The organism is Streptomyces globosus (assembly GCF_003325375.1).
Classification (GTDB): Bacteria; Actinomycetota; Actinomycetes; order Streptomycetales; family Streptomycetaceae; genus Streptomyces; species Streptomyces globosus_A.
In genome coordinates this window covers 1,725,243-1,748,712 of sequence record NZ_CP030862.1, presented here as the reverse complement: position 1 = coordinate 1,748,712, position 23,470 = coordinate 1,725,243, and the positions used below count along the sequence as shown (strand labels likewise).

Below are 23,470 nucleotides of genomic sequence, written 5' to 3'. Positions count from 1 at the left end.
GACGGCGCACGCCGTCAGAAGGTGAGCGAGACGCGCAATGGCCCAGCAGCCGCCCCTCCTCCGCGATGTGATCGACATCAAGGAGTCGATCTCCACCTCCGACTTCGTCCTGCAGCTCTCCGAGGCCACCACCCCCGAGGGTGCCGAGCTCGCGCTCAAGGACTACGTCGTCACGGAACGGCTGCTGGAGAACTTCGACGAGGCCCTCGGCCTCATCAAGGCCTCCCTCGACGGGCACACCTCCAAGGCCGCGTACCTCCACGGTTCCTTCGGTTCCGGTAAGTCGCACTTCATGGCCGTGCTGCACGCCCTCCTCAGCGGCAGCCCGGCCGCCCACCGCCGCTCCGACTTCGACCCCGTACTCGCCAAGCACGAGTGGCTCACCACGGACGGCAAGAAGTTCCTCCTCGTCCCGTACCACATGCTCGGCGCGAAGGCCCTGGAGCAGCGGGTCCTCGGCACCTACGTCAGCCACGTCAAGAAGCTCCACCCCGAGGCGCCGACCCCCCGGGTCTACCGCACCGACTCCCTCTTCGCCGACATCCGCGCCATGCGCGAGCGCATGGGCGACGAGGCCGTCATCAAGGGCCTCGGCACGGTCGGCGGGGAGGCGGACGAGGACGACGAGTGGGGCGAGTCCTTCGCCTGGACGCCCGCCCTCCTCGACACCGCGCTCGCCGCCCAGGAGATCCACGAAGCCGGGTACGCGCTCAACCTCGTCACCCCCTCCACCCCCGTCGAGCTGCGCGCCCGTCTGGTACAGGACGCGAGCACCAACCTGCTGCCCGGCTTCACTCAGAACGCCCACGAGAACGAGCACGGCTTCATCTCGCTCGACGCCGGCCTGTCCGTGATCGCCGAGCACGCGAAGTCCCTCGGCTACGACGGGCTGATCCTCTTCCTCGACGAGCTGATCCTCTGGCTGGCCACCCTCATCCACGACCAGAAGTTCGTGGGCCGCGAGGCCGGCAAGATCACCAACTTCGTGGAGGGCGCCGACGCCCGCCGGGCCATCCCGATCGTGTCGTTCATCGCCCGCCAGCGCGACCTGCGCGAGCTGGTCGGCGAGGAGCTGTCCGGGGCCGCCGAGTCCTCCATCCAGGACACCCTCAACCAGGCCTCCGGCCGGTTCGACAAGATCACCCTGGAGGACCGCAACCTCCCGCAGGTCGCGCACGCCCGCCTGCTCCGGCCCAAGGACGCCGAGGCGGCCGCCCTCATCACCGCCGAGTTCGAGAAGACCCGCAAGGTTCGCCAGGAGGTGTGGGACACCCTCCTCGGCTCCGACCGCGGCGCCGACGGCGTCGGGGCCGACGAGGAGAGCTTCCGGCTCACCTACCCGTTCTCCCCGGCGTTCATGGACACGCTCGTCCACGTCTCCTCCGCGCTGCAGCGCAACCGCACCGGCATGAAGCTGATGGGCCAGCTCCTCGCCGACCACCGCCACGAGCTGCGCCTGGGCGACCTGATCCCGGTCGGCGACCTGTACCCGCTGATCACCGCGGGCGGCGACAAGCCGTTCACCGACAGCCTCAAGGTCGTCTTCGAGGCCGCCGACAAGCTCTACCGCACCAAGCTGCGCCCGTTCCTCCTCGCCACGTACAACGTGTCGGAGGAGGACGTCGAGCAGTACACCCACCGCCCCGAGACGCTCACCGACCCGGAGCTTCGCGGCCGGGTGAAGACCTTCATCGGTGACAACCGGATCATCGGCACGCTCCTCCTCTCCGCGCTCGCGCCGAGCGTTCCGGCCCTCGCCGACCTGACGATCCGCCGCCTGTCCGCGCTGAACTACGGCTCGGTCGTCGCCCCGATCCCGGGCCGCGAGTACGGCATCCTCAAGAACAAAGTCGCCGACTGGGCGGGCCGCTTCCCGGAGATCAAGGAAACCGGCACCGATGCCAACCCGGGCGTCCGCCTGGAGCTCTCCGGCGTCGACGTCGACTCGGTCATCGCCAACGCCAACGTCAACAACAACCCGGGCAACCGCCTCGCCCTCGCCAAGCGGCTGCTCGCGGCGGAGCTCGACCTCAGCCAGGGCCAGCTGGTCGACGAGCTGAACCTCGTCTGGCGCGGCACCAGCCGCGCCGTCGAGGTGATCTTCGGGAACATGGCGGACGAGGACGAGCTGCCCGACCACGACCTCATGCCCCGCGAGGAAGGCCGCTGGCGCATCGCCATCGACCTCCCCTTCGACGACGGCGAGTACGGCCCCGTCGAGGACGCCAACCGCATCCGCCGCCTGCGGGAGAAGCAGCAGGACGAGCGGTCCCGCACCGTCGCCTGGCTGCCCACCCACCTCTCCAGCCAGCGGTACGCCGACTTCTGCCGGCTCGTCGTCATCGACAAGGCGCTCGCCGACGACCAGCGCTTCGACAGCCAGTACGCCGGCCACCTGAACGCCGACAACCGGGCCCGCGCCAAGGGCCTCCTCGAGACCCAGCGCGAATCCCTGCTGAAGAACGTCAAGGCCGCCTTCAAGCAGGCGTACGGACTCGCCGAGAAGAAGCCGGCGGACGTGGAGCTGGGCTTCAGCGACCACCTGGAGTCGCTGCGCGAGGTCGACGGGCTCACCCTCTCCTTCGGGCAGTCGCTGCGCGACGGCATCCGGCACATCGCCGGCAAGCTGCTCGCCACCCAGTTCCCCGACCACCCCGACCTCGACCCCGAGAACACCGGGACGGTCGTCAAGGCCGCCGACGCCAGGAAGGTCTTCACCCACGTCCGGGCCGCGGCCGAAGCCCGCGACCACCGGGCCGAGGTTCCGGCGGGCGACCGGGCGCTGATGCGGCGGATCGCCGGTCCGCTGCGCCTCGGGCAGCAGAAGGAGGCGTACTTCGAGCTGTCCACCTTCTGGGCCGACCACTTCCGCCAGCTCGCCCGCGAGAAGGGCGTCACCAGCGACCTCACTCTGATCACGCTCACCGACTGGAGCGACAAGCCCACCCCCCGCGGACTGCCCGACTTCCTCGTCCGGCTCGTCGTGGCCTCCTTCGCCGAGATGGACGACCGGGTCTGGGTGCGGGAAGGCATGCCGCTCGACCCCGCCCCGGAACTGACGCAGATCAAGGACCGCGACGCCCTGCGCAGCCAGCCCCTGCCCTCCGCCGAGGACTGGGAGACGGCCCGGCAGCGCTTCGCCGCGGTCTTCGGTCAGACGGCGCCCACCCTCCTGCGCGGACGCATCGTCAACCAGTTCGCCCGGCAGATCACCGAGCAGGCCCGTGCCTTCCAGGAGCCCGCCGCCGAACTCGTCCAGCGGCTGGAGTACCACGCCGGGTTCCTGCACCTCGACCAGACCGGTGAGACCGGCCGCCTCGCCCTCGCCCGGCAGGCCGTGGAACTGCTGAAGGTCCTGACCGGGACGGCGGGCCAGGGCGCCGCGGGGGCGAAGAAGACAGTCGAGGCACTGGCCCGCTTCGACCTCGGCCAGGCGAGCGCGGAGCAGTACGGGACGTCCATCGCCCAGGCGCGAAAGGTCGCCGAAGCACTGGCCGCCGCGTCCTGGAGCACGCTGGAGCTGGCGTCGGCCGAGGGCCCGGAAGGCGAGGCCCTCCTCGAGTCCCTGCGCAACGTGGCCCGCAGTGAACAGCAGCGCACGGACAGGCTGGAAGAGGCACTCGTACGCACCCAGCGCGAGGTCCTGGCCCTGGTCAAGCGGAACCGGACTGTCTCTCCGCCGCCGGTAGCCCCGATCCCCGCCCCGGGGCCCTCCGACGTCCCGCTGGACACACCCACCAGCGACCCCCGGATCCCGTACGAGCCGCAGCAGCCGTCACCCGCCCCCGCCTCGGGGCGGAAGTACCGCACGAGTGGTGGAGGTACGACCACGGCCTCGCGCGCGGTGGCCGAGCTCCAGGCGGAGCTGGCGGAGCTGGCCGCCGCCGAGCCGGGCGCCAGGGTCGAGATCACCTGGCGGGTCGTCGGCGGATGAGCACCACTTCCACCACGGTCGCCGTCCGGCTGAACCTCGCGACCGTCACCCAGTACCTGTCGTCCCAGAGCTCTCTCACCGCTTCTCTGGCCGGGAGCGGCCGGCGCCGTGCCGTGTTGCTGCGCTCCGCGCCCCAGTGGGACGGCCCGGCCGAGCCCTCCTGGGGTGACGGGCTGGCCGCGCGCATCGCGGCCGCGCCCTCGCCGCTCGCCGTGCACGAACTGCTGCTGGACCACCTCGACGGCAGGGTGCCCGGGCCGGCCGTGCTCGTCGTCCTGACCGACCGCGAACAGAACGAGCTCGATCCGGCCATCCTCGCGCGCGCCCACAAGAAGCGCGTCGACACGGTCGACAGCTGGGACGTGGTCCGCGACGCGTTCCGTGCCCAGCAGGTCGACCCGCGTCTGAAGGAATCCAACTGGGCCGCGGAGGCCCTGCTCGACGCCACCCCGCCGAAGGGAGGAGGCTGGCCGCCCGTCGCCGGCGGCATGCTCTCCCGGCGTACCGCGCTGTCCTCCCTGGCCCTGCGCCGGCTACGACTGGGCCGCTACGACGAGGAGGCGGAATCCGCGGGCCGGACACCGACGGGGGACGCCCTGGACCCCCACGCGCTGTTCGGCTGGTCCCTGTCCGCCGGCGGACCCGAACTCCTCCTGAAGCTGCGCCGTCCGGAGCGCGACGGGCTTGCCGCGTTCCTCGGGGAGGAGGACCAGGCCGGCCTCGCCGGACGGGCGCTCCTCGCGCTGGTCGAGGCCGACCACGGTGCGGACGCGGTGGCGTTCGGCCTTGTCTGCGCGGCGCTGTGGGTGCACTGCCGGCCGGATGCCTCCGCGTACAAGGCACGGGGACGGGCCGAGCGCTGGTTCGGCGAACAGCCCCTCGCCCAGGGCGAGGAACTGGATCTCCTCGTGTCCCGGTTCGGCCTCGCCGCCGAGGAGTACGTCGCCTCGCTCCTGACGTCCGCGGCCCGCGGTACCGGTGGCGACACCGAGGCCGCGCGCGAGGCCCGGAGGCTCAGCGACACCGTCCTGGACCGTGCTTCCGTACTGGTCCGCCAATTCGGCGCGGAGGATGCCGCCGAGACCAGCGCGCTGCTCGCAGCAGGCCTGGAGGCGCGCTTCGCGGCGGTGGGCCGAGCCCTGTCCGGCGGGCAGCCCCTCGTCATCGCCGATGCCGTACGCGCCCTCGGCGAGCACAAGCGGGCCGGCGGTCCCGACGTCCTGGCACGGGTGGAACGGACGCGGATGGCCCAGCGGTTGGCGCAGTGGCTGGCCGGCGACCCGGCCGTCTCCTCCGACACCGTCGCCGACGCGCTGCAACGGCACATCACCGAAACCGGGTGGGTGGACCGCGCGCTCGAACACATCGAAGCGGGCGGCGACCCCGCCCCCGTCCTGAAGTCGGCGTACGACACGCTCGGCGAGCGGGTGCGCCTCAAACGACGCGAGATCGACGGTGAGTTCGCCCGCACCCTGGCCGGCTGGACTTCCGCCGGCACCCGACCCGGCTCCATGCTGACGGTGGAGACTTTCCTGGACCGGGTCGTGAAGCCGGTGGTCCGCCGCGGGGCCGACCGCCGGGTGCTCCTGCTGGTCCTGGACGGGATGAGCGCTGCGATCGCCTGCGAGCTCGGTGAAGAACTGCGGTCATCCTGGGCGGAGTTCGACCCGATGAGCGAGGGTGCACCACGCCGTCGCGCGATGGCCGCAGCCCTGCCCACGCTGACGACGGTCTGCCGTACGTCCCTGTTCGCGGGAAGGCTGACGAAGGGCACCCAGGCCGAGGAGAAGAAGCTCTTCCCCGCCCACGCCTTCTGGGACGGGGCCCCGGCCGCGGTCTTCCACAAGGACGAGCTCCGGGCCGAGGGCTCGGGCGACACCTTCGGGCCCGCACTCACCGAAGCCCTCGGTGACGGGCGGACGCACGTCGCGGTGGTTCTGAACACCATCGACGACCGCCTTGCCAGGGAACAGAAGCTCGGCGACGGTGCCTGGCGCCTCGACGAGATAGGGCGGCTGCGCGATCTGCTGCGGGTCGCCGCCGCCCAGGGCATGGCCGTCATCCTCACCAGCGACCACGGCCACGTCGTGGACCGCCGCGATGTCAAGGTCAGTGCCACGGCCCCGGACTCGGCGCGGCACCGCGCCCCCGGCGGGCCGCTGGCGGCCGCGGAGGTCGCGCTGTCGGGGCCTCGTGTGGTCTGGCCCGAGCCGGGCGGCTCGATCGTCGCCCTGTGGGATGCGGACTCGCGGTACACCGCGCTCAAGGCGGGCTACCACGGCGGAGCGTCCCTCAGCGAGTTCACCATTCCCGTGCTCGCCTTCCTGCCGTTCGGCGCGACGCCGCCCGAGGGCTGGCGCGAGCTGGGCGACCAGCGTCCGGCGTGGTGGTTCCTGGAGGAGCAGAAGCCGTTTGCGGCCGTCCCCCAGGCCTCCCCCTCGCCCGCTCCGCCGGAGAAGCCGAGTCGGCAGAAGCCGACGAAGGCGCAGGCCGAACTCGCCCAGACCCACGACTCCCTCTTCGACGTCTCTCTGGTTCCGGCGGACGAAGGCGAGGGTGCCCTGGTCACACCCGTGCTGCTCGCGCCGGACGAGGCACTCGTCTCGGCGCTGCTCGCGTCCGAGGCCTTCCAGGACCAGGTCGGGCTACTGGCCCGCAAGCCTCCGTTGGACAAGCTGGAGAAGGCGATACTGGCGCTCCTGGAGGCCGGCGGCACCTTGCCCGTGACGGCTGTGGCGCAGCGCGTCGGCTACCCGGCCACCCGTGCGGACGGCTTTGCCGCAGTGCTGCGGCAGGTCCTCAACTACGACGGAGTGCAGGTCCTGCAGACCCTGCCGGACGGACGGACCCTCCGTCTCGACAGGAGCCTGCTGCAGCTGCAGTTCGGGGTGTGAGGCGGTGGCTCAGCCGGCGTAGTCACGCAGCAGGGTGGTGAAGGCCGTCAGCTCTCGCATCGACTCGAGGGGCATAGGTTCCGCGTCGAAATGAGCGATGCGGTTCCGCACGTCCTTCACCCGTTGCAGATGGCGGACGAACTGGCCGCGGTCCAGGGACTCACACCGGAGCGCGGCCCAGTTGAGGTCCGCCTGCTGGGCCATCGCCTGCTTCTTCTGCTCGCCGTTGAGGAGGTAGACGTAGTCGCCGAACGTCAGGTCCTCGACCCTGCCCGAGCGGTGCTCCGGCTTCTTGTTCGTCTGGACAGCCTTGATCGCCTCCTCGGTGAGCCTGGATCCCAGCCACCGGCGCAGGAGGGATTCGATCTCGCCGAGGAGGAAGAAGGGCCGGGCAGCGCTCTCGAAGCGGCCGACCACGTGGGCCTGCGTCACGATGCCGGACAGGCTTCCGTCCTCGCCGCGGACCAGGAGGTAGCCGTGCTCCGACAGCATGGGCAGGCACGCGAAGAACTCCTGCCGCGCATCGGCCAGCGGCAGCGACTCCTGCTGCATGGCGTTCTCCAGGCTGCTCTCCTTCCCCCGCTCGTACATGAGAGCCAGTGAGCGCCACGTGATGACGCCGTGGATCGTTGTCATGCCCGTCGTGACCGGTATCTGTGCATAGCCTCGCTGGCGCATCAGGTACGTCGCCTGGGACAGCTCCGTGGTGAGGGACACGCACCGCACCCCGCCACGGGCGGACGGCAGGTCACCGATGCGGAGCCGCTGGGGCAGCGCGGCCGACGGGAGCGGATCCCGCTCCGCGGTGTCGGCTTCGTCGGCCTCGGGCTCGGATTGCACGGCCGTGGCGAACGGGACGACCTGAACACGCTCGCCCGGAGCGCAGGTGGCGAAGTCCGGCAGGGTGGCGAGCCCCGCATCGGTCAGTGCTTCCGCGATCTCGTGCACGTTCCACGGTCGGCGCACCCGGACGCCGAACAGGTCCAGCAGCTCCCCGAGGGGTACCTCTGTGCCCTTGAGCGCCAGGAGTTCTTCGGTGCTCGGCTTCTGGTTCACTTGACCGCCTTGCCGTCGGTCATGTCGCGCAGGATCGTCCGCTTGCCCATGGCGGCGTACACCATGTCCTCGAGCTGCTTGGCCCGCGCCGCGTAGAACGCCTCGTAGTCGTTGTTCCTCAGGAAGTACGGATCGATCAGATGCGTCGCGATGACGTCGTCGAACCACTCACGACGCATGTCGGAGGCAGCGGCGAGCGAGTCGAGGTAGCTACCGGGTGCGCCGGTGAGGGCCTGAGCCGCACGCAGGGACAGCGGTGTCTTGTTGACGATGGAGTTGGCGGGGGACGACTTGGCCCCGTCCTGGTTCCGGCGCACCCAGGCCCGGGGGAAGATGTGCCGGACGTCCACACCGTACTCGTCCATCAGGCTGGGCTTCAGCGGCGCGTCCGTGTAGTGCCAGTCCACCGCGCCCTGCTTGATGAGCAGCGCATAGATGCCCTTGTAGGCAGCGCTGTTCCGCGTGGTGAGCGTGTCCAGCCGCTCCGGGAAGAAGTAGGCGTCGGTGACGGTCTCCGGTGCGGGCCCCTCGCGCCGGACCCATGCCACCAGCTGTTCGACGTCCCGTGTGAAGCGGGTCTCGGTGGAGCCGCCGTACATCTCACCGAGCACGCCGCACCAATACCACTGCGTGATCATGTCTTCCGCGCCGAGCCTGTCGGTGGCCTCCCCGAGGATGGCCCTGACCGCGGCGAGAGGCACCAGCTGGGTGCGGTAGGGCAGCTCGGCGGCGCGCACGATGCACTGCCTCTCGAGGAAGGCGCCGGCCCAGGTGAACGCCTGGGCAAGCCGGGGCGCGAGCGACTCGAAGTCCGCCAGGGGGAGCTCCAGGAGGTCGCGGCGCTTGCAGGAGACGCCGGTGCCCTGGCCGTCCTGCTTCCGGGACCACGTGCGGACCAGTGCGACGGCCTGCAGGAAATCGCTGCTGCTCAGCCCGTCGTCGATGCCCGCCTCGAGCCGTCCGAACACAGGGTGGCGGCCGGCCAGGTCCTCCTTGATCGCCCGCCAGACCTGCGGCAGCTGGTAGTAGTCTCCGGTCCGCTCGCGGTAGGCCCGGTCACCGGCGTAGGTCGCCGTCAGGAGCTCGAACACGTTGAGGGGAACACCCCCCGTGTTCACCCGCTCGAAGACGGCGCACACCGCGTCCATGGAGGTCGAGGCAGCCAGTTTGATCATGGGTACCTGGAAGGAGCGCACGGGCTCCAGGACCTGCTCCTCGAAGCGGCTCCACCGGTCGAAATGGCCGTCGTCCATCTTCTCGTACGCTCGTCGCCAGGCATTCACCTTCGCGGTGTCGAAGACGATGCTCAGGGGGAAGAGTCCGGCAGCGCACTCGCCTTCGGCAGTGGTCAGGTCGTGGACGACGCTTCGGGCGAAGTTGGACCGCTGGACCTTGTCCTCCGGCACGGACACGATGGCCTCGTCGCGGTCAGCGGGCGAGCCGATCGCGTTCTTGACGTCCACGTAGTACCAGCGCCTGACAGGGTTGCCACGCGCATCGGTGGTCTCGACAGGGCTGTCCTGGAACAGGGCTTGGAACAGCGAGGTGAGACGCTGCTGTCCGTCGAGGAGCAGCAGGCTGGGCGCCACCTCGTCCGCCACCTGCGCGCCGGTGAGGGCACGGGCACGGAACGGTGAGTCACCCCCTGTCTCCAGCGTCATCACCACGCCCAGGGGGTAGTCGAGCGTCACCGTCGCAATAATGGCTCGAATTCGATCGTCATCCCACTTCCAGTCCCTCTGGAAGTCGGGCAGTTGAAGCGAGCCTGACGCCACATCCGCCAGGAGCGCCTTGAGTTTCACATTGTCGAGTCCTGCCACGTGCCCGTTCCCCACCCTCGCAGTGCTGCGCGTTCTTCACGCGGGCGGCGATTAGACCAATCACGCGACACTGAGGTCAACGAGATCGGCCGCACCAGTAGTCGACTTCAGCCAACCGCTGGACGCCCATGCAATGGGACACTGGTGGCGTGAGTACCGCTGCTTCCTCCCGTCCCTCCCCGGCCAGCGCGGCGCGGCGCCGTGCGGTGATCGACGCCTTGCGCCGCGGCGCCGTTCCCGAAAGCGGGCTCGACCTCCTGGCCACCGGCCTGGACAGGTTCGAGGCAGCACTCGACTCCGAGCTCGACACGGTCGCCTCCGGTTCTTCGGTGTTCAAGGCTGTCCGCGGGGAGTACGGATCGGGCAAGACCTTCTTCACCCGATGGCTGGGTGAACGGGCCAAGCGCAGGGGTTTCGCGCTGGCCGAGATCCAGATCTCCGAGACGGAGACCCCCCTCCACAAGCTGGAGACCGTCTACCGGCGTCTGACCGAGCGGCTCACCACCACGAGCTTCCCCCCGAGCGCGCTCCGGCCGGTCGTGGACTCGTGGTACTACACCCTGGAAGAGGACGCCCTCGCGGACGGCGCCGACGAGGAAGACCTCCCGCAGGCGGTCGAGAAGCTGCTGACGGCACGACTGGCCGAGGTGTCGCGGCACGCGCCCTCGTTCGCCACGGCGCTGCGCGGTTACAAGTCAGCCCTGGCCGCAGGCGACGAGGCGACTGCAGCGGCCGTGCTGGCCTGGCTGGGTGGCCAGCCGCACGTGGCTGCGGCTGCGCGACGCTCTGCCGGAGTCCGCGGCGACCTCGATCATTTCGGGGCCTTCGGCTTCCTGCAAGGCCTCCTGACCGTACTGCGCGACTCCGGGCACAACGGCCTGTTCGTCGTCCTGGACGAGGTCGAGACCTTGCAGCGCGTCCGTTCGGACGCCCGGGACAAGGCGTTGAACGCCCTTCGGCAGCTCATCGACGAGGTGCACTCCGGCCGGTTCCCCGGCCTCTACCTCTTGATCACCGGAACTCCTGCGTTCTACGACGGGCAGCAGGGGGTTCAGCGGCTCGCTCCTCTCGCCCAGCGCCTCGCCACTGATTTCACCACCGACCCGCGCTTCGACAACCCTCGTGCGGTCCAAGTACGGCTGCCGGGCTTCACACAGGAGTCGCTGGTCGGCCTCGGAGTGACCATCCGGGACCTGTATGCGGAGGGTGCCTCCTCGCCGGAACGCGTGAGGTCACTCGCCGACGACGCGTACGTTGCCGACCTCGCGCGCGCGGTGGGCGGAGCCCTCGGGGGGAGGGCAGGGGTGGCGCCCCGGCTGTTCCTCAAGAAACTGGTCGGTGACGTGCTGGACCGCGTCGACCAGTTCGAGGACTTCGACCCGCGCCGGCACTATCGGCTGACCGTGACGACCAGCGAACTCACGGACGTGGAGCGCAATCACGCGGCAGCCGGCTCAGCCGACGACATCGACCTGGACATGTGATGGGCGCGGCCCCGGCGGGTGGGACAGGGTCCGCCCACACCAGCCCCCACCCGGACGGCGCTGATCCCGTCGACCGGCTCGATCCCGTCATCCTCCACCATGTCGTGAACACGCTCGGCTGGCCCGACCTGCGGCCTCTGCAGCGGGCCGCGATCGATCCCCTCATGGACGGCGAGGACGCAGTGCTGCTCGCCCCCACCGCGGGCGGCAAGACCGAGGCAGCGTGCCTGCCGATCCTGTCGGCGATGTCCGCCCGGCGCTGGTCCGGCACGTCCGTTCTCTACCTGTGCCCGCTCAAGGCACTCCTCAACAACCTGGTCACCCGTGTCGACTCCTACGCCCAGTGGCTCGGCCGCCGGGCCGAGCTGTGGCACGGAGACACCAAGGAGTCTCAGCGCAGGCGCATCCGTACGGACTCACCCGACATCCTCCTCACCACTCCTGAGTCCCTCGAAGCCATGCTCATCGGGGTCAAAACCGACCACGCCCGTCTTCTGGGCGGGATCCGGGCAGTCGTAGTGGACGAGGTGCACGCGTTCGCGGGCGACGACCGAGGCTGGCACCTCCTCGCTGTGCTGGAGCGTCTGGAACAGGTCACGGGACGCCCCATCCAGCGGATCGGCCTCTCTGCAACGGTCGGAAACCCTCGGCAACTGCTCACCTGGCTCCAGGGCTCCGGTGCGGGCAAGCGCCCGGGGCGGGTCGTCGCCCCCGGCCTCACCCTCACGCAGGCTGCGACCCCGACCACGGCCGGTGCGGGCGGGAGTCTTCGGCCGCCGGGAGAGGTGGAGCTGGACTACGTGGGGTCCCTCGACAACGCGTCCAAGTTGATCGCGGCCTTGCACCGGGGGGAGAAGCGGCTGGTCTTCTGCGAGTCCAGACGTCAGGTGGAGGAGCTGGGAGCAGCCCTGCGGGCGCGCGAAGTGACGGTGTTCCTCTCGCACGCCTCCCTCTCGGCCGAGGAAAGAGCCCGTTCGGAACAGGCCTTCGCCGAAGCACGCGACTGCGTCATCGTCTCCACCTCCACGCTGGAGCTGGGCATCGACGTGGGCGACCTGGACCGCGTCATCCAGATCGACTCGCCCCGCACCGTGGCCTCCTTTCTCCAGCGCATCGGCCGTACCGGCCGGCGCCCGGGGACGACTCGCAACTGTCTGTTCCTCGCCACCGGCAAGGACACCCTGCTGCAAGCCGCTGCCCTGCTGCTCCTCTGGGGGCGCGGCTGGGTCGAACCGGTCACACCCCCTCCGGAGCCTCGCCACCTCGTGGCGCAGCAGTTGCTCGCCGCCACGCTTCAGCAGCACCGCATCGGCGACCAGGCGTGGCAAGGGATGTGGAACGGGCTGGCTCCGTTCGACAGATCGGCTTCCCCCATCCTGCGCCACCTGGTGAACGAGGGGTTCCTCGATGAGGACAGCAGCATGCTCTTCATCGGTCCCGAGGCGGAGCGCCGATTCGGTCGGCGTCACTTCATCGAGTTGACTGCTTCGTTCACCGCTCCCCCGCAGTTCACGGTGCTGTCCGGCCGTACCGAAATCGGGCAGACGGACCCTTCCGTGTTGACGGAGGAACGGCCGGGACCTCGTCGATTGCTGCTCGGCGGGCGCAGCTGGCAGGTGACGTTCATCGACTGGGGGCGCAAGCGGGTCTTCGTCGAGCCGGTTGACGGTGGCGGCGTCGCCAAATGGACGGGCGGGTCGCTCGCCGGCCTCGCGTTCGCTCTGACCCGCTCGATGCGCGACGTACTGCTCGGAGCAGACCCCCTGGTTTCTCTCACCCGTCGGGCCGAGTCGTGCCTGACCGAGTGGCGCGAGGAGGATGCGCCTCACATCACCGATTCCGACGGCTCTCTGATCACTCGACAGGGGACGGATGTGCGGTGGTGGACGTGGGCCGGCTACCGGGCGAACGCGACGCTCGCCGCCACACTTCCGTCGATCAGTGACCCCGTCCAACGGCCGACGGACTGCTACGTACGGCTGCGAGAAGACCTGACACCCGACATGTGGCAGAAGGCTCGTACAGAGGCTGACGGTGGAAACGCACTGGTGCTGCCCGATGTCGACCACCGAGCGGTACACGGCCTGAAGTTCTCGGCAGCGCTACCCCACCGACTCGCCATGGCCACTGTTGCCGCGCGACTGGCCGACTTCGACGGAGCGCGCACGATCCTGCAGGGCCCAGTCCGTTTCCATACCGAATCCCTCACGTGAGACGGCGACGCGATGGCGCGCGGCCGTGCAGCACCAAACCGTGATAGCTTCATCACGGAATAGCATTGGCAAATCCGTGAGCGTGACCGTCGGCCCTGATCGGCGGGTCCGATCGGAGGGAACCGTGGCTGATCTTGATCGGGGCCGGTGGACTCGGCCCCCGCACCGAGGGGATTCGGTCGCGGAGGGTTCGCGGGGCGACCTGCTGCGGAGTGCGCTGCGGCCTCTGGGCCCCGGCGACCCTCGGGAGGTCTCCGGGTACCGCCTGCTCGCCCGGATAGGCGAGGGCGGCATGGGATCGGTCTACTTGACCCGCACGCGCGGCAAGCAGCCCGTCGCGCTGAAGATGATCCGCCGCGAGTACGCGGAGGAACCGGAGTTCCGTCGGCGTTTCGCACAGGAGATCCACGCGGCACAACACGTACGCGGCTACCACCTGGTGCCCGTGCTGGATCACGACGCGGACGGCCCGCAGCCCTGGCTGGCCACCGCGTACGTACCGGGGATTGCGCTGGACGAAGCCTTGGACGCGTTCGGGCCTCTGCCCGTGCAGACGGTCCTCCGCCTGGTGGCCGGGGTCGCACGGGGGCTGGAGGCCGTCCACGCCGCCGGTGTCGTCCACCGGGACCTGAAACCCGGCAACGTCATGCTGGCCGCGGACGGGCCGTGGGTCATCGATTTCGGCATCGCGCGGGCCGCCGACTCCACGCGCCTCACGCGCAGCGGCGGTGTGGTCGGCACACCGCAGTTCATGTCGCCCGAGCAGGGCACGGGCGGGCACATCACCCCGGCGAGCGACGTGTTCTCCCTGGGCCTGATCGCCGCGGTGGCCGCCACCGGGCTGCACCCGTACGGTCCGGGCGGCGCCCTGACCATCGCGACCCAGATCGCCAACACCGCCGAACGCCCGCCGGACCTCTCCGCATATCCTGACGTGCTGCGGCCGGTTCTGGAGCGCACGCTCGCCGCGGACCCCGCCGCCCGGCCGACACCCGGCGAACTGCGGTCCTGGTGCGAGCGGCTGACGGACGGCGACCCGGCCGGCCGGCTCCCGGAGCCGTGGGCCACCGCGGTGGCGGATCGGGAGCGTGAACTCGGCCGATGGTCTGCCGAGACGCCGGCTGACGGATACGTCCCCACGCGCCTCGATGCCGGACCGCCACCGCGCGTGGGCGGCCCGGGGCCGACATTCCCGAGCGCCGCACCCACCCCGACCTCGCCCCAGCCGGCCGCACCTCCTACCCCCCTTCGGCCACCCGGCGGCAAGCGGACGGCCGCGGTGATCGCGGCGGCGGCCGCCCTGACGGCCGCCGCCGGGACGGCCTGGATACTGACCGGCCAGGACGGCAGCGGGGCCGCCGCCGGCTCGAAGCCCGCCCTGAGCAGCCCTCCGACGCCCGGCTCCGGGGCGACGGCCGACGGCGGTGCGCAGGACGAGCCCGCTTCGGCGTCCTACAAGCTCCTCTTCAAGGACCGGCCCCTGCAGATCGGGCCACCGGCCATGGGGTCGGTGATCAGTGTCGACCTGGACACCCCGCAGGTTTCTCCGCGCGGCCGGATCGGCGACCCGTCGGCGGAGATCACATACCTGGTGAACGTCATGACGCTCCGGAGCCCGGTGGCGAAGTCCCCGGGGTCGTCGCCGGAGGCCTGCCGGCAGGCGGTGGCGAGCGCCCCTCTCCCGACCGCCATCCCGAGCACCGAGCTCACCAAGGACGGCACGGTCAACGAGGGCGACCGGCTGTGCACCGTCACCTCGGGGGGCAGGCTGGCGATGCTGCGCATCACGGGCGTCACACCGTCGGGAGTGGCCTTCCAGCCCCCCGCCTTCACCGGCGAAGTCACCCTGTGGACGATTCCCGCCGGCAGTCGGCCATAGGCCGTCGACGAGCGAACCACCCCCCGTGCGGGTCGCCGGGGCGCTGCCGGCCGGTCAGGCCCGCGCCTCCGCCGCGGCGGCCGCCCGGGCGACGGCTTCACCCAGGCGCTCCCCCGTGTAGGCGTGGCCGCCCATGCCCCAGCCCCCGTCAGGGGCGTTGACGATGTTGATCCGGATGTCGTCGCGCTCATGGCCCGGCGTCATGAGCCGGTACGCGATGTCGGTGGCCTTCTCGATGAAGGCCGCCCGCGCTTCGACGGAGGCCAGTCCGATGTCGGGCAGCTTGAGTTCGATCAGCACAAGGGACCGGTTGACGCCCCCCGCGTACACGTGCTCGGGGTCGAGCACGTGCAGTACGCCGGCGACCATGGGCGTGAAGAAGGTGTTGCCGGTCAGACCGCTCACCTCGATGAGCGCGTGGCTGAGCTGCGGAATGATCTCCCGCTCTCCGGCCGGAGTGAGGGCGCCGGTGGATGCGATGACGGCGATGGGCATGGGTGTGCTCCTCGGATGCCATACCGCCGCCCTGCTGGTCGCCCTCCTCGAGGGCGCGCAGGTCCTGTGCCGGGCGAGCGGCAGCACGGAACCCTTCGAACGAACCGCCCGGGCCGCGTTGGCGCTCTTCGCGGAATCCTGACGCGCGACGCAGCGGGAAGCAGCCTCACCATCCGCGGCCGGCGGTTCCGGCCTCGCGCCCAGGAGGGACCGCCGGCCACACCTACACCCGTGGACGCCCTGCCGCCGCCGGGAGGCCGGACGGCGGCAGCCCCGGCGGCACAGGACCAGGAGCGCTGTTCACGCATTTGACAAATGAATCCGTGGCAGGCTCCGGGGGGGGGAGCCTCATGCGCCGGGCCGAACGGGAAGCCCCGCGCTCAGCGGCGAACTCCTTGACGGCACACGGAGCCGGCCACGGCTCCTCCGCGGAGCGCCGGGGCCGGCTCAGCCCGTGCCGCCCGCCCGGCGGGCGGCACGCGCCCTGTTGCCGCACCCGATCGAACACCATGCCTGATCCCGCCTGCGGGCGAGGAAGAACATCCCGCAGCTCGGCGCCGGGCACCGGCGCAACCGCGCCTGCTCCGGCCCGGCGGCCAGCACCAGCGCCTGCCTGGCGACGGCCGCCGCGACCGGCCCGCCGGCCTCCTGCTCCGCGAGGCGGCCTGCGTCGTCGACCCGGAACGTCACGGGGGCCCGCGCGGCCAACGCGTTGAGCCGCGCCCTCGCCGGACCCGGCAGCGGATCCTGCCGCGCCGCCGCGTCCAGCGCGGCCCTGACGGGGGCCCGCAGCTCGACGAGATCCTCCAGGGGCAGGCCGGCGAGCTCCCGGTCGCACGCCTTCCCCCGCCAGGACGCCAGCAGCTCCGGGTCGCCCAGCAGGTCGACGTCCCCTCCCTCGCGACCGGCTCCCACGACAACGGTGTTGACCAGGTCGAGGACCGGCCGCTCGCCGATCCACGGCATCTCACGCAGGTTCTTGAGGGACATGCCATCAACCTACCGGACCCACGGATTCCCTGCATCGAATCCGTGATAGCTTGCAATCACGGATTCGTGAATCGAAATCCGTGAGTCAACTAGGGAAGGGTTCCCATGAGCACGACCATCGAGTACGTCCGCTTCGCCTGCGCCGACCCCGAGCAGCTCACCGCCCACCGCAGCAGGCTGGTCACGCTCCTGCGCGAGCGGTACGGGTCCGACTTCCTCGGCGCGCACCTCGCCCGCTACGAGGACGGCTCCCTGATCGACCTCATCCTCTGGGCCTCCCCGGAAGCCGCCGCCCGCGCGGCGAAGGAGATGCCCGGAGACCCGGCCGCCGGGGAGTTCTTCCGCCTGATCGGCGAGGTCCACGAGATGCGCCACGCCGAGGTGCTGCACAGCACGCAGCAGTAGCCGAACCGGCACCTGCGGCCTGCGGCCCGCGACCACGCGGGCGGGCACGCCGCAGGTGCCGGAACCGGACAGGAGGGGAGAGCCGCACCCACGGCCGGGCCTCTCTTTCAGCCGACGCGTCACCACACCGAAGGAAGCCGTCATGGCGCGACTCGCCAGTCGCAACCTCCTCTCCGGCGCGCACCGCGTTTGACTCCGGAGCAACGGTCGGCCGAACGCCCCCACAGGTCTTGCGTGCGAGGCGTGTCAGCGCCGCCACCGCTTGCGTCCCGCCCGCGGCACCGGCCAGCTCCCCTCGCCCCCGCACCCCGCCCACCCGTTCCCCGTCCGAGAGGATCGACGATGCACGGCATGGCCCCTGCGTTTCGGCGCGTGATTCCGGCGATCGCGGCCATCGGCCTGGTCACCGGCTGTTCCCAGCAGTACAACGACGAGCGCGGCAAAGGCGACGCGCCGGTCCAGGGCCGCTCGGGGGACAACACCCCGGCCGAGGTCTTCAACATGCCCGACGGCTTCGGCAACCTCGCCACCAAATGCGTCGGCCACGGCTTCCGTGCCTACGTCACCACCAACGGGGGCGGGCCGTCGAACCTGGAGATCGTTCCGGACAGCTCGTGCGCGGACTGACCGAGACACGCGAATCGGCCGTTCCGCCCGGGCCTGCGGAGCACAGGTCCACCACCGGGGCGGCTCCCGCGCGCCGGGCGAGGGCGACCGCCCGGCACGTCCGCCGCGCCCTCGTCGCCTTCACCCTCGCACTCCTGCTCTCCGCTTGCTACGCCCACGTCGAAGTAGAGCCAGGGGGTGCGGATCCCCTGGTCGGGGGCGGCTCGGGCGAGAACACTCCGGCCGAGGTCTTCAACATGCCCGACGGCTTCGGCAACCTCGCCACCAAATGCGTGGGAGTCGGCAAGCGCGCCTATGTCACCACCCGCTGGGTGAGGCACGACGATCCGCCCGTCATCGTCCCCGCCGACACCGTCGTCGTCGACGATCCGACCTGTCAGGCTCCCTGACCTCCCCGTGCCCGGAAGTCGTCCATGAGCAAGCTGAGGTAGTCACGCGCGCCACATGCGCCGCCGGCGAGTGCCGCGGCCTGGCCGGCCCACAGGCTGCTGAGATCCTCCCGCCCTTGGGCACCGGCTTCACGACGGACGGACTGCATCAGTGCGCTCTGCACGGGGTACGCGGGCACGGTCTCCTCGTACGGGGCCATGTCACGGACGAACCGGTTCACGATTCCTCGGGCGGTCCGGCCCGTGAAGAGACGCGTGAGAACGGTGGTGCGGGCCTCGGGGGAGCCGAGTGCCCTTTTGTGGGCTTCGCTCGCCCCTGACTCGCGGGTGGCGAGGAAGGCGGTGCCGATCTGGACAGCGTCGGCGCCCAGGGTGAGCGCCGCGGCCATCCCCCTGCCGTCGGCGATCCCGCCGGCGGCGATGACGGGGACGCTCACGGCGTCGGCTACCTGGGGCACGAGCGAGAACGTCCCCACGAGCGACTCCCGTACCGGCCGCAGGAAGGCGCCCCGGTGGCCGCCGGCATCGGCGCCGGAGGCCACGACGGCGTCGACGCCGGCGCGCTCCAGTGCAACGGCCTCGTCCACGGTGGTCGCCGTGCCGATCACCGCGATGCCGCGGCGGCGGGCCTCGTCCATCACCCTTCGGGGCGGTAGGCCCATCACGAAGCTGATGACCGGGGGCGCTGCCGCGAGCAGCGCGTCCACCTGGGCGTCGAAGTCCGGCCCCGGCGTGACGTCCTCGACCGCCACCGCGGGTAGCCCGAGTTCGTCGTAGTACGGGCGCAGCCGCCGGATGTGCGGGGCCAGTTCGGCGGCGTCCGGCCACGGTCCGGCCTCGTCCGGATGGGGGACCCAGAGGTTGACCGCGAACGGGCGGCTGGTCCGGGCCTTCAGCTCTCCGACGAGGTCCGCGATCTCCTGCGGTTCAAGGATGTGCGCCCCGTAGGAGCCCAGCCCTCCCCCCTCGGACACGGCCACGGCCAGCGCGACCGAGGACAGGCCCCCGCCGAACGGGCCCTGCACGACGGGAAGTGCGATGCCCAGCAGATCACCGAGGCGTCCGGCGCTCACGCCGCCACCGCCAGAGCGTCGGCGGCCTGGCGGCCGTGCACGAACTGCAGCGCCGTCCGGGCGACATGCTCGCCGAGGTGCCGCGCGGTCCGCAGATCCGCCTCCGTGGGCGCCTCCTCCGGACCGAGGTCGGAGGGCGACTGCGCCATGGCTCCCACGAACGAGCCCAGCCGGTTCAGGTCCTCGGGGCTGCCACCGGAGCTGTAGATCCAGCCGGGCATCAGGCCGAGCGGAACCCAGTTCATGCCATGCTGCGCCGCAAGGACCGTCATGGACAGCAGCGCGTTGTCCTTGTTGCCGTTCACCCCCGCCGAGTTGGTGAACCCGGCGGCGAGCTTGCCCTGCCAGCCGCGCGCGGCCCAGACAGGGGCACTGGCCTCCACGAAGCGCTGGAACACGGCCGAGGTGGCGCCCATGTATGTGGGGGAACCGAAGACGATCGCCTCCGCCTCCGCCAGAGCCGCCCACAGGCCCTCGTCGAGCGTGGAGACGTCCCGCAGATCGGCCAGGACGCCGGGCACCGCCGCGGCGCCCTCCGCCACGGCCGCCGCCTGCCGGGCCGTATGCCCGTATCCACTGTGGTAGGCGATGACGACAGAGATGGGTACAGGCATGTAGCCCTCCATAGAGTGGTGTATGCCCCGGAATCGGGGCGAACGGTCAACCGGACGCTGGTGTCGGGACCGCCTCCGGAAAACACACTAGACGACCGGTCAACTATTACGCCACCCGGCGCACCTCCGAATTAGTTGACCGACCGTATACTTGCACCATGGGACGCACCAGCACCGCACGCGAGCGGCTCCTCGACGCCACCGGCGAACTCATGCAGCACCGGGGGTACAGCAGCCTGGGAGTGGCGGAGATCTGCGCCGCGGCAGAGGTCAAGAAGGGCAGCTTCTACCACTTCTTCACCTCGAAACAGGACCTCACCCTCCAGGCGGTCAACGCCTACTGGGAAGGCCAGCGCGGCGCCTGGACCCTCGCGCTGGACGGCCCGGACCCCGCCCTGGTCCGACTCCGCCGGCTACTGGAGGGCATGGCACAGGTCCAGCGGCACAGGAAGGAGACCTGCGGCACTGTCGACGGCTGCCTGCTCGGAAACCTCACCCTCGAACTCAGCACCCAGGAACCTGACGTTCGAGCCAGGCTGGAAGAGATCTTCGACGAGCAGACCGCGCTGATCGGCGACGTGCTCAGCCAGGCCGCGGACGAAGGCGACATCCCTCGCGAGCACGCCGAACAGTCGGTCGCACGCGCAGTGATCGCCCACCTGGAGGGGCTGGTGCTGTTCGCCAAACTCAAGAACGACCCCGCGGTCCTCGACACGCTCTGGCCCCACACACTGCTCCTCGTCAGCGCCGAAGAGCCGTAGACAGCCCCGGTACGGACACGGAGTGGCGGGCCTTGCGACACCCGCCCGCGCACCCGTATGCGCCGAGGAGACAGACGGCTCGGCCGCTCCGCCAAGCGCCCGGGGCATCGTTCTTCACGCAGGAGCAGCGGCGAAGTACCGGCACCGGAGATCCGCCTCGGCTCGGTCCGGACACCGGCGCGCCCATCAGGGCCCTCGCAATGTCCCCGGCCGCCATGAAGGAGTCATGCCCTCCAGCCCACAGCATCCCGCGCCCACCCCGAGGGGCTTCCCAGGCGCGGACGCCGAGGACCCCGTGCCGCACCGGGAGGAGTTCCGCCGCCGTCCGCCGGAGTCGCTGCACGGGCCGACCCACGGTGTCGTGGCTCTGCCGCTGCGCATGGCCTGGTCCGGGATGGAAACAGTGCGCTCTCACCCTCAGACTTCGACATCATCGACAGGCCATCAGAACGAGCGTCACCGAAAAAGCGCAGGTCAGCAGCACCAGCAACGCAAATGGGACTCAAGACCAAGGTGCACTACGGGCGTCATGGGCGCTACGCGCGAGCTCATGGCACCCTCACCGGCGGCGCCCGTACGGATCCAGGGCGGTCGGGTGTACGGCGCGCTTGTCCTTGGCAGCGCGGTCTGACCCGACTGCGGGGCGAGCCCATCCCACAGGCTCTCCCATCATCGCCAGCGCCTCGGCCGATGTGTCCCGGGCTTGAGGCGCGTTACGAGAACCCGCGTCGGCTGATGTTCAGTCGGACCGGGCGGGGGCCCGTAGTTCGATCTTGTATCCGCCGTCTGAGGTCGGTTCGGCGGTGAGGGTCCCGTCGAGGAGTTCGGCGCGTTCTTTCAGGCCGATGAGGCCGTGGCGGGCGCTGGGGAGGGCGACGGTGGGGCGGGTGGGGGCGGTGTTCGTGACGGTGACGCCGTAGTGGTGTGCGTCGTGCCACAGGTGGACGTCGGCGCGGGCTCCGGGGGCGTGTTTGCGCACGTTGGTGAGGGCTTCCTGGACCGTGCGGTAGATGGTGCGCTGGGCGGTGGTGCTGATGCCGGGCGGGAGTTCGCCGGTCAGGGTGGTCTCGATGCCGCTGTTGGCGATGAGCTGCCGGAGGTCGGCGAGGGTGGGCTGGGGGGTGAGTTCGGTTGCCTTGCCGCCTGAGGCGCGGAGCAGGGTGACCATGTGGCGGAGTTCGTCGAGGGTGTTCGCGCTGAGGGTGCGGATGGTGCGGGCGGCCTCGCGGGCGTCGGGGTCCTTGGCGGCCATCTGCAGGGCTCCGGCCTGTACGGCGATGAGGCTGACCTGGTGGGAGACGACGTCGTGCATCTCGCGGGCCAGTTGGGCGCGTTCCCGGGCGAGGACGGTCTGGGCGTACAGGGCCCGTTCGTGTTCCCGGGCCTCCTCGACCTCAACGAGCTGGCGGGCTACGTCGTGCCTGGCCTGGACGAGCTGGCCGAACAGGACGGGGGCGAAGGCTGTGGCCAGCGTGTAGACGAACTGGACGAGCGTCCAGGTCCGGTCGCCGTCGAACGCGTCGGACAGCGGCCAGGCGAGCGTGCCCGCAGCGGCGTTCAGCAGGGCGCAGCCGGCGAGCAGGGGGCGGTTGCGGGTGGACGCGGCGAGTGTGTACAGAGCTGCGATCGGGGCGACCGCCACGTCCATGAACAGGGTCATGGGCAGGGTCAGCAGGAAGACGGTCAGGGGGAAGCGCCTGCGCAGGAACAGGCCGGCGGAGCCTGCGGCGGCGCAGGCCCACATCACGGGGGTGCCCTCGCCCAGGAGGTTGATCCAGGCGTCGAGCGCGGCCAGTGCCACGAGCCCTGCGTCGACGGCCCGGGGCGGCAGTCGCCGCCCCAGGGCCCGGCCCGTGCTCATCGTCCGTTGTCCCGTGCCGTGGTGTCGTCGTGGGTGAGCAGTCCTGCGCGCTCGGCGAGGAGTGCGGCCTGGACGCGGCTGGTGACCCGCAGTTTCGTCAGGATCGAGCTGACGTGGTCCTTGACCGTGCCCTGGCTGAGGTGGATGCGGGTGCCGATGTCGGCGTTGGAGAGTCCTTCGGCGATCAGGACGAGGACGTCGCGTTCCCGGTCGCTGAGGAGGCCGACGCGTGCGACGTCCGCGTCCTGGGGTGCTCCGGCCCCGGGGTGGCTGCGGAGCAGCGCGCGTGAGGCCTTCGGCGACATGACGACGCCGCCCGCGGCCAGGGTGCGGACCAGCTGGGCAAGCTGTTCGGGCTCGGTGTCCTTGAGGAGGAAGCCGGAGGCTCCCGAGCGCAGGGCGGTGAGGATGTACTCGTCCGTGTCGAACGTGGTCAGCATGGCGATGTGCGGGGGGTCGGGCAGTTCCTGGAGCTGCCGCAGCACCGTCAGGCCGTCCACGTCCGGCATGCGGATGTCGAGGAGCACGACGTCCGGCCGCTCGCGCCGGACCACGTCGGCCGCCTGCGCCCCTTCCGCAGTCGCCACGACCTCGATCCCGTCGGACGCGTTCAGGATCATCTCGAAACCGGACCGCACCAGGGCCTCGTCGTCCACCACCATTACCCGGATCACCGGCGTCCCGCCTCACACTCTGCTCAGTTGCTCTGTCCCGCTGCTCCGCGACCCGTGTGCCCGGGGCTTCGCGCGCTCGTACGGGTTCGCCTGACGTCGACCGTACGCCGGGCAGGGTATGCGGTGGCGTGATCGCCCACCGGCTGTGGACACCCGGCGGGTCGGCTCCAGCCGTTCGGGGGGTGCGCTCCGGCCGGTCGGCAGGCCGACGGGCGAGGCTCGGCGGATGGCGGCCGCCGTGCTCGTACCGTGGGATCGGTCAGTGGCCCCGCGCCGAGTCCGAGGGCCGCAGCCGATGTCC

General features: G+C 70.8%; 18 protein-coding genes. 10 read left to right on the top strand and 8 right to left on the bottom strand.

The features are described 5' to 3' along the window. Nucleotides 1-37 precede the first annotated feature (37 nt). Both pglY and pglZ read left to right on the top strand, forming a co-directional pair. The gene (pglY, locus tag C0216_RS08100) at nucleotides 38-3,934 is read left to right on the top strand and encodes a BREX-2 system ATPase PglY (protein WP_114054613.1); all 3,897 of its coding nucleotides are present in this window, start codon (nucleotides 38-40) and stop codon (nucleotides 3,932-3,934) included. Beyond that, entirely contained in the window at nucleotides 3,931-6,828 is a 2,898-nt protein-coding gene (pglZ, locus tag C0216_RS08095) for a BREX-2 system phosphatase PglZ (RefSeq protein WP_114054612.1), read from the top strand. Before pglY ends, pglZ begins: the two co-directional genes overlap by 4 nt. 9 nt (nucleotides 6,829-6,837) lie before the next feature. On the opposite strand, the gene C0216_RS08090 is transcribed toward pglZ, so the two are convergent. Beyond that, nucleotides 6,838-7,884, bottom strand: coding sequence for a CBS domain-containing protein (locus C0216_RS08090; protein ID WP_114054611.1), 1,047 nt, complete (start codon nucleotides 7,882-7,884; stop codon nucleotides 6,838-6,840). Continuing rightward, nucleotides 7,881-9,704 (bottom strand): GmrSD restriction endonuclease domain-containing protein, encoded by a 1,824-nt coding sequence (locus C0216_RS08085; protein WP_114054610.1) that lies wholly within the window; start codon nucleotides 9,702-9,704, stop codon nucleotides 7,881-7,883. Before C0216_RS08085 ends, C0216_RS08090 begins: the two co-directional genes overlap by 4 nt. A gap of 149 nt (nucleotides 9,705-9,853) precedes the next feature. On the opposite strand from C0216_RS08085, the gene brxD reads away from it, so the two are divergent. From brxD to C0216_RS34240, 3 genes are all read left to right on the top strand, one after another. Beyond that, on the top strand, nucleotides 9,854-11,188 hold the full coding sequence (gene brxD, locus C0216_RS08080; RefSeq protein WP_114054609.1) for a BREX system ATP-binding protein BrxD: 1,335 nt from the start codon (nucleotides 9,854-9,856) through the stop codon (nucleotides 11,186-11,188). Continuing rightward, complete coding sequence (locus C0216_RS08075) at nucleotides 11,188-13,401, top strand: DEAD/DEAH box helicase (RefSeq protein WP_114054608.1); 2,214 nt, start codon at nucleotides 11,188-11,190, stop codon at nucleotides 13,399-13,401. The genes brxD and C0216_RS08075 overlap by 1 nt, the downstream gene beginning before the upstream one ends. A 202-nt stretch (nucleotides 13,402-13,603) precedes the next feature. Continuing rightward, a complete protein-coding gene (locus C0216_RS34240) occupies nucleotides 13,604-15,280 on the top strand; it encodes a protein kinase domain-containing protein (RefSeq protein ID WP_428985483.1) in 1,677 nt (558 codons plus the stop codon). Between the two features lie 54 nt (nucleotides 15,281-15,334). Here the strand turns inward: C0216_RS34240 and C0216_RS08065 are convergent, their stop codons facing one another. Then, nucleotides 15,335-15,775: a hypothetical protein gene (locus C0216_RS08065; RefSeq protein WP_114054606.1), complete on the bottom strand. Its 441-nt coding sequence runs from the start codon at nucleotides 15,773-15,775 to the stop codon at nucleotides 15,335-15,337. Here C0216_RS08065 and C0216_RS08060 point away from each other — a divergent pair. Beyond that, nucleotides 15,768-15,917, top strand: a complete 150-nt coding sequence (locus C0216_RS08060; RefSeq protein WP_216827057.1) for a hypothetical protein — start codon at nucleotides 15,768-15,770, stop codon at nucleotides 15,915-15,917. The two genes, C0216_RS08065 and C0216_RS08060, sit on opposite strands and share 8 nt — an antisense overlap. A gap of 305 nt (nucleotides 15,918-16,222) precedes the next feature. Here C0216_RS08060 and C0216_RS08055 read toward each other — a convergent pair whose 3' ends face one another. Then, complete coding sequence (locus C0216_RS08055; protein WP_114054605.1) at nucleotides 16,223-16,765, bottom strand: ABATE domain-containing protein; 543 nt, start codon at nucleotides 16,763-16,765, stop codon at nucleotides 16,223-16,225. A gap of 105 nt (nucleotides 16,766-16,870) precedes the next feature. On the opposite strand from C0216_RS08055, the gene C0216_RS08050 reads away from it, so the two are divergent. From C0216_RS08050 to C0216_RS08040, 3 genes are all read left to right on the top strand, one after another. Continuing rightward, nucleotides 16,871-17,170: a hypothetical protein gene (locus C0216_RS08050; protein WP_114054604.1), complete on the top strand. Its 300-nt coding sequence runs from the start codon at nucleotides 16,871-16,873 to the stop codon at nucleotides 17,168-17,170. A 351-nt stretch (nucleotides 17,171-17,521) separates the two neighbouring features. Next, nucleotides 17,522-17,797 (top strand): hypothetical protein, encoded by a 276-nt coding sequence (locus C0216_RS08045; RefSeq protein WP_114058516.1) that lies wholly within the window; start codon nucleotides 17,522-17,524, stop codon nucleotides 17,795-17,797. Further along, on the top strand, nucleotides 17,785-18,186 hold the full coding sequence (locus tag C0216_RS08040) for a hypothetical protein (protein ID WP_114054603.1): 402 nt from the start codon (nucleotides 17,785-17,787) through the stop codon (nucleotides 18,184-18,186). Before C0216_RS08045 ends, C0216_RS08040 begins: the two co-directional genes overlap by 13 nt. Here the strand turns inward: C0216_RS08040 and C0216_RS08035 are convergent. Together C0216_RS08035 and C0216_RS08030 are read right to left on the bottom strand one after the other, a co-directional pair. Beyond that, entirely contained in the window at nucleotides 18,174-19,259 is a 1,086-nt protein-coding gene (locus tag C0216_RS08035; RefSeq protein ID WP_114054602.1) for an NAD(P)H-dependent flavin oxidoreductase, read from the bottom strand. The two genes, C0216_RS08040 and C0216_RS08035, sit on opposite strands and share 13 nt — an antisense overlap. After that, on the bottom strand, nucleotides 19,256-19,873 hold the full coding sequence (locus C0216_RS08030) for a flavodoxin family protein (RefSeq protein ID WP_114054601.1): 618 nt from the start codon (nucleotides 19,871-19,873) through the stop codon (nucleotides 19,256-19,258). Before C0216_RS08030 ends, C0216_RS08035 begins: the two co-directional genes overlap by 4 nt. 158 nt (nucleotides 19,874-20,031) lie before the next feature. Here C0216_RS08030 and C0216_RS08025 point away from each other — a divergent pair, with 158 nt between their 5' ends. Beyond that, a complete protein-coding gene (locus tag C0216_RS08025) occupies nucleotides 20,032-20,634 on the top strand; it encodes a TetR/AcrR family transcriptional regulator (RefSeq protein ID WP_114054600.1) in 603 nt (200 codons plus the stop codon). A 739-nt stretch (nucleotides 20,635-21,373) separates the two neighbouring features. On the opposite strand, the gene C0216_RS08015 is transcribed toward C0216_RS08025, so the two are convergent. After that, nucleotides 21,374-22,495 carry a sensor histidine kinase gene (locus tag C0216_RS08015; protein WP_114054598.1) on the bottom strand — a complete coding sequence of 374 codons (1,122 nt, stop codon included), beginning with the start codon at nucleotides 22,493-22,495 and terminating at the stop codon, nucleotides 21,374-21,376. Then, the gene (locus C0216_RS08010) at nucleotides 22,492-23,157 is read right to left on the bottom strand and encodes a response regulator (protein ID WP_114054597.1); all 666 of its coding nucleotides are present in this window, start codon (nucleotides 23,155-23,157) and stop codon (nucleotides 22,492-22,494) included. Before C0216_RS08010 ends, C0216_RS08015 begins: the two co-directional genes overlap by 4 nt. Between the last annotated feature and the right edge of the window lie 313 nt (nucleotides 23,158-23,470).

Bases quoted from the DNA above. Each gene is read 5' to 3' on its own strand.
- pglY (WP_114054613.1), top strand. From the start codon at position 38: ATGGCCCAGCAGCCGCCCCTCCTCCGCGATGTGATCGACATCAAGGAG.
- pglZ (WP_114054612.1), top strand. From the start codon at position 3,931: ATGAGCACCACTTCCACCACGGTCGCCGTCCGGCTGAACCTCGCGACC.
- C0216_RS08075 (WP_114054608.1), top strand. From the start codon at position 11,188: ATGGGCGCGGCCCCGGCGGGTGGGACAGGGTCCGCCCACACCAGCCCC.
- C0216_RS08060 (WP_216827057.1), top strand. From the start codon at position 15,768: ATGGGCATGGGTGTGCTCCTCGGATGCCATACCGCCGCCCTGCTGGTC.
- C0216_RS08065 (WP_114054606.1), bottom strand. From the start codon at position 15,775: ATGCCCATCGCCGTCATCGCATCCACCGGCGCCCTCACTCCGGCCGGA.
- C0216_RS08055 (WP_114054605.1), bottom strand. From the start codon at position 16,765: ATGTCCCTCAAGAACCTGCGTGAGATGCCGTGGATCGGCGAGCGGCCG.
- C0216_RS08050 (WP_114054604.1), top strand. From the start codon at position 16,871: ATGAGCACGACCATCGAGTACGTCCGCTTCGCCTGCGCCGACCCCGAG.
- C0216_RS08045 (WP_114058516.1), top strand. From the start codon at position 17,522: ATGGCCCCTGCGTTTCGGCGCGTGATTCCGGCGATCGCGGCCATCGGC.
- C0216_RS08030 (WP_114054601.1), bottom strand. From the start codon at position 19,873: ATGCCTGTACCCATCTCTGTCGTCATCGCCTACCACAGTGGATACGGG.
- C0216_RS08025 (WP_114054600.1), top strand. From the start codon at position 20,032: ATGGGACGCACCAGCACCGCACGCGAGCGGCTCCTCGACGCCACCGGC.
- C0216_RS08015 (WP_114054598.1), bottom strand. From the start codon at position 22,495: ATGAGCACGGGCCGGGCCCTGGGGCGGCGACTGCCGCCCCGGGCCGTC.
- C0216_RS08010 (WP_114054597.1), bottom strand. From the start codon at position 23,157: ATGGTGGTGGACGACGAGGCCCTGGTGCGGTCCGGTTTCGAGATGATC.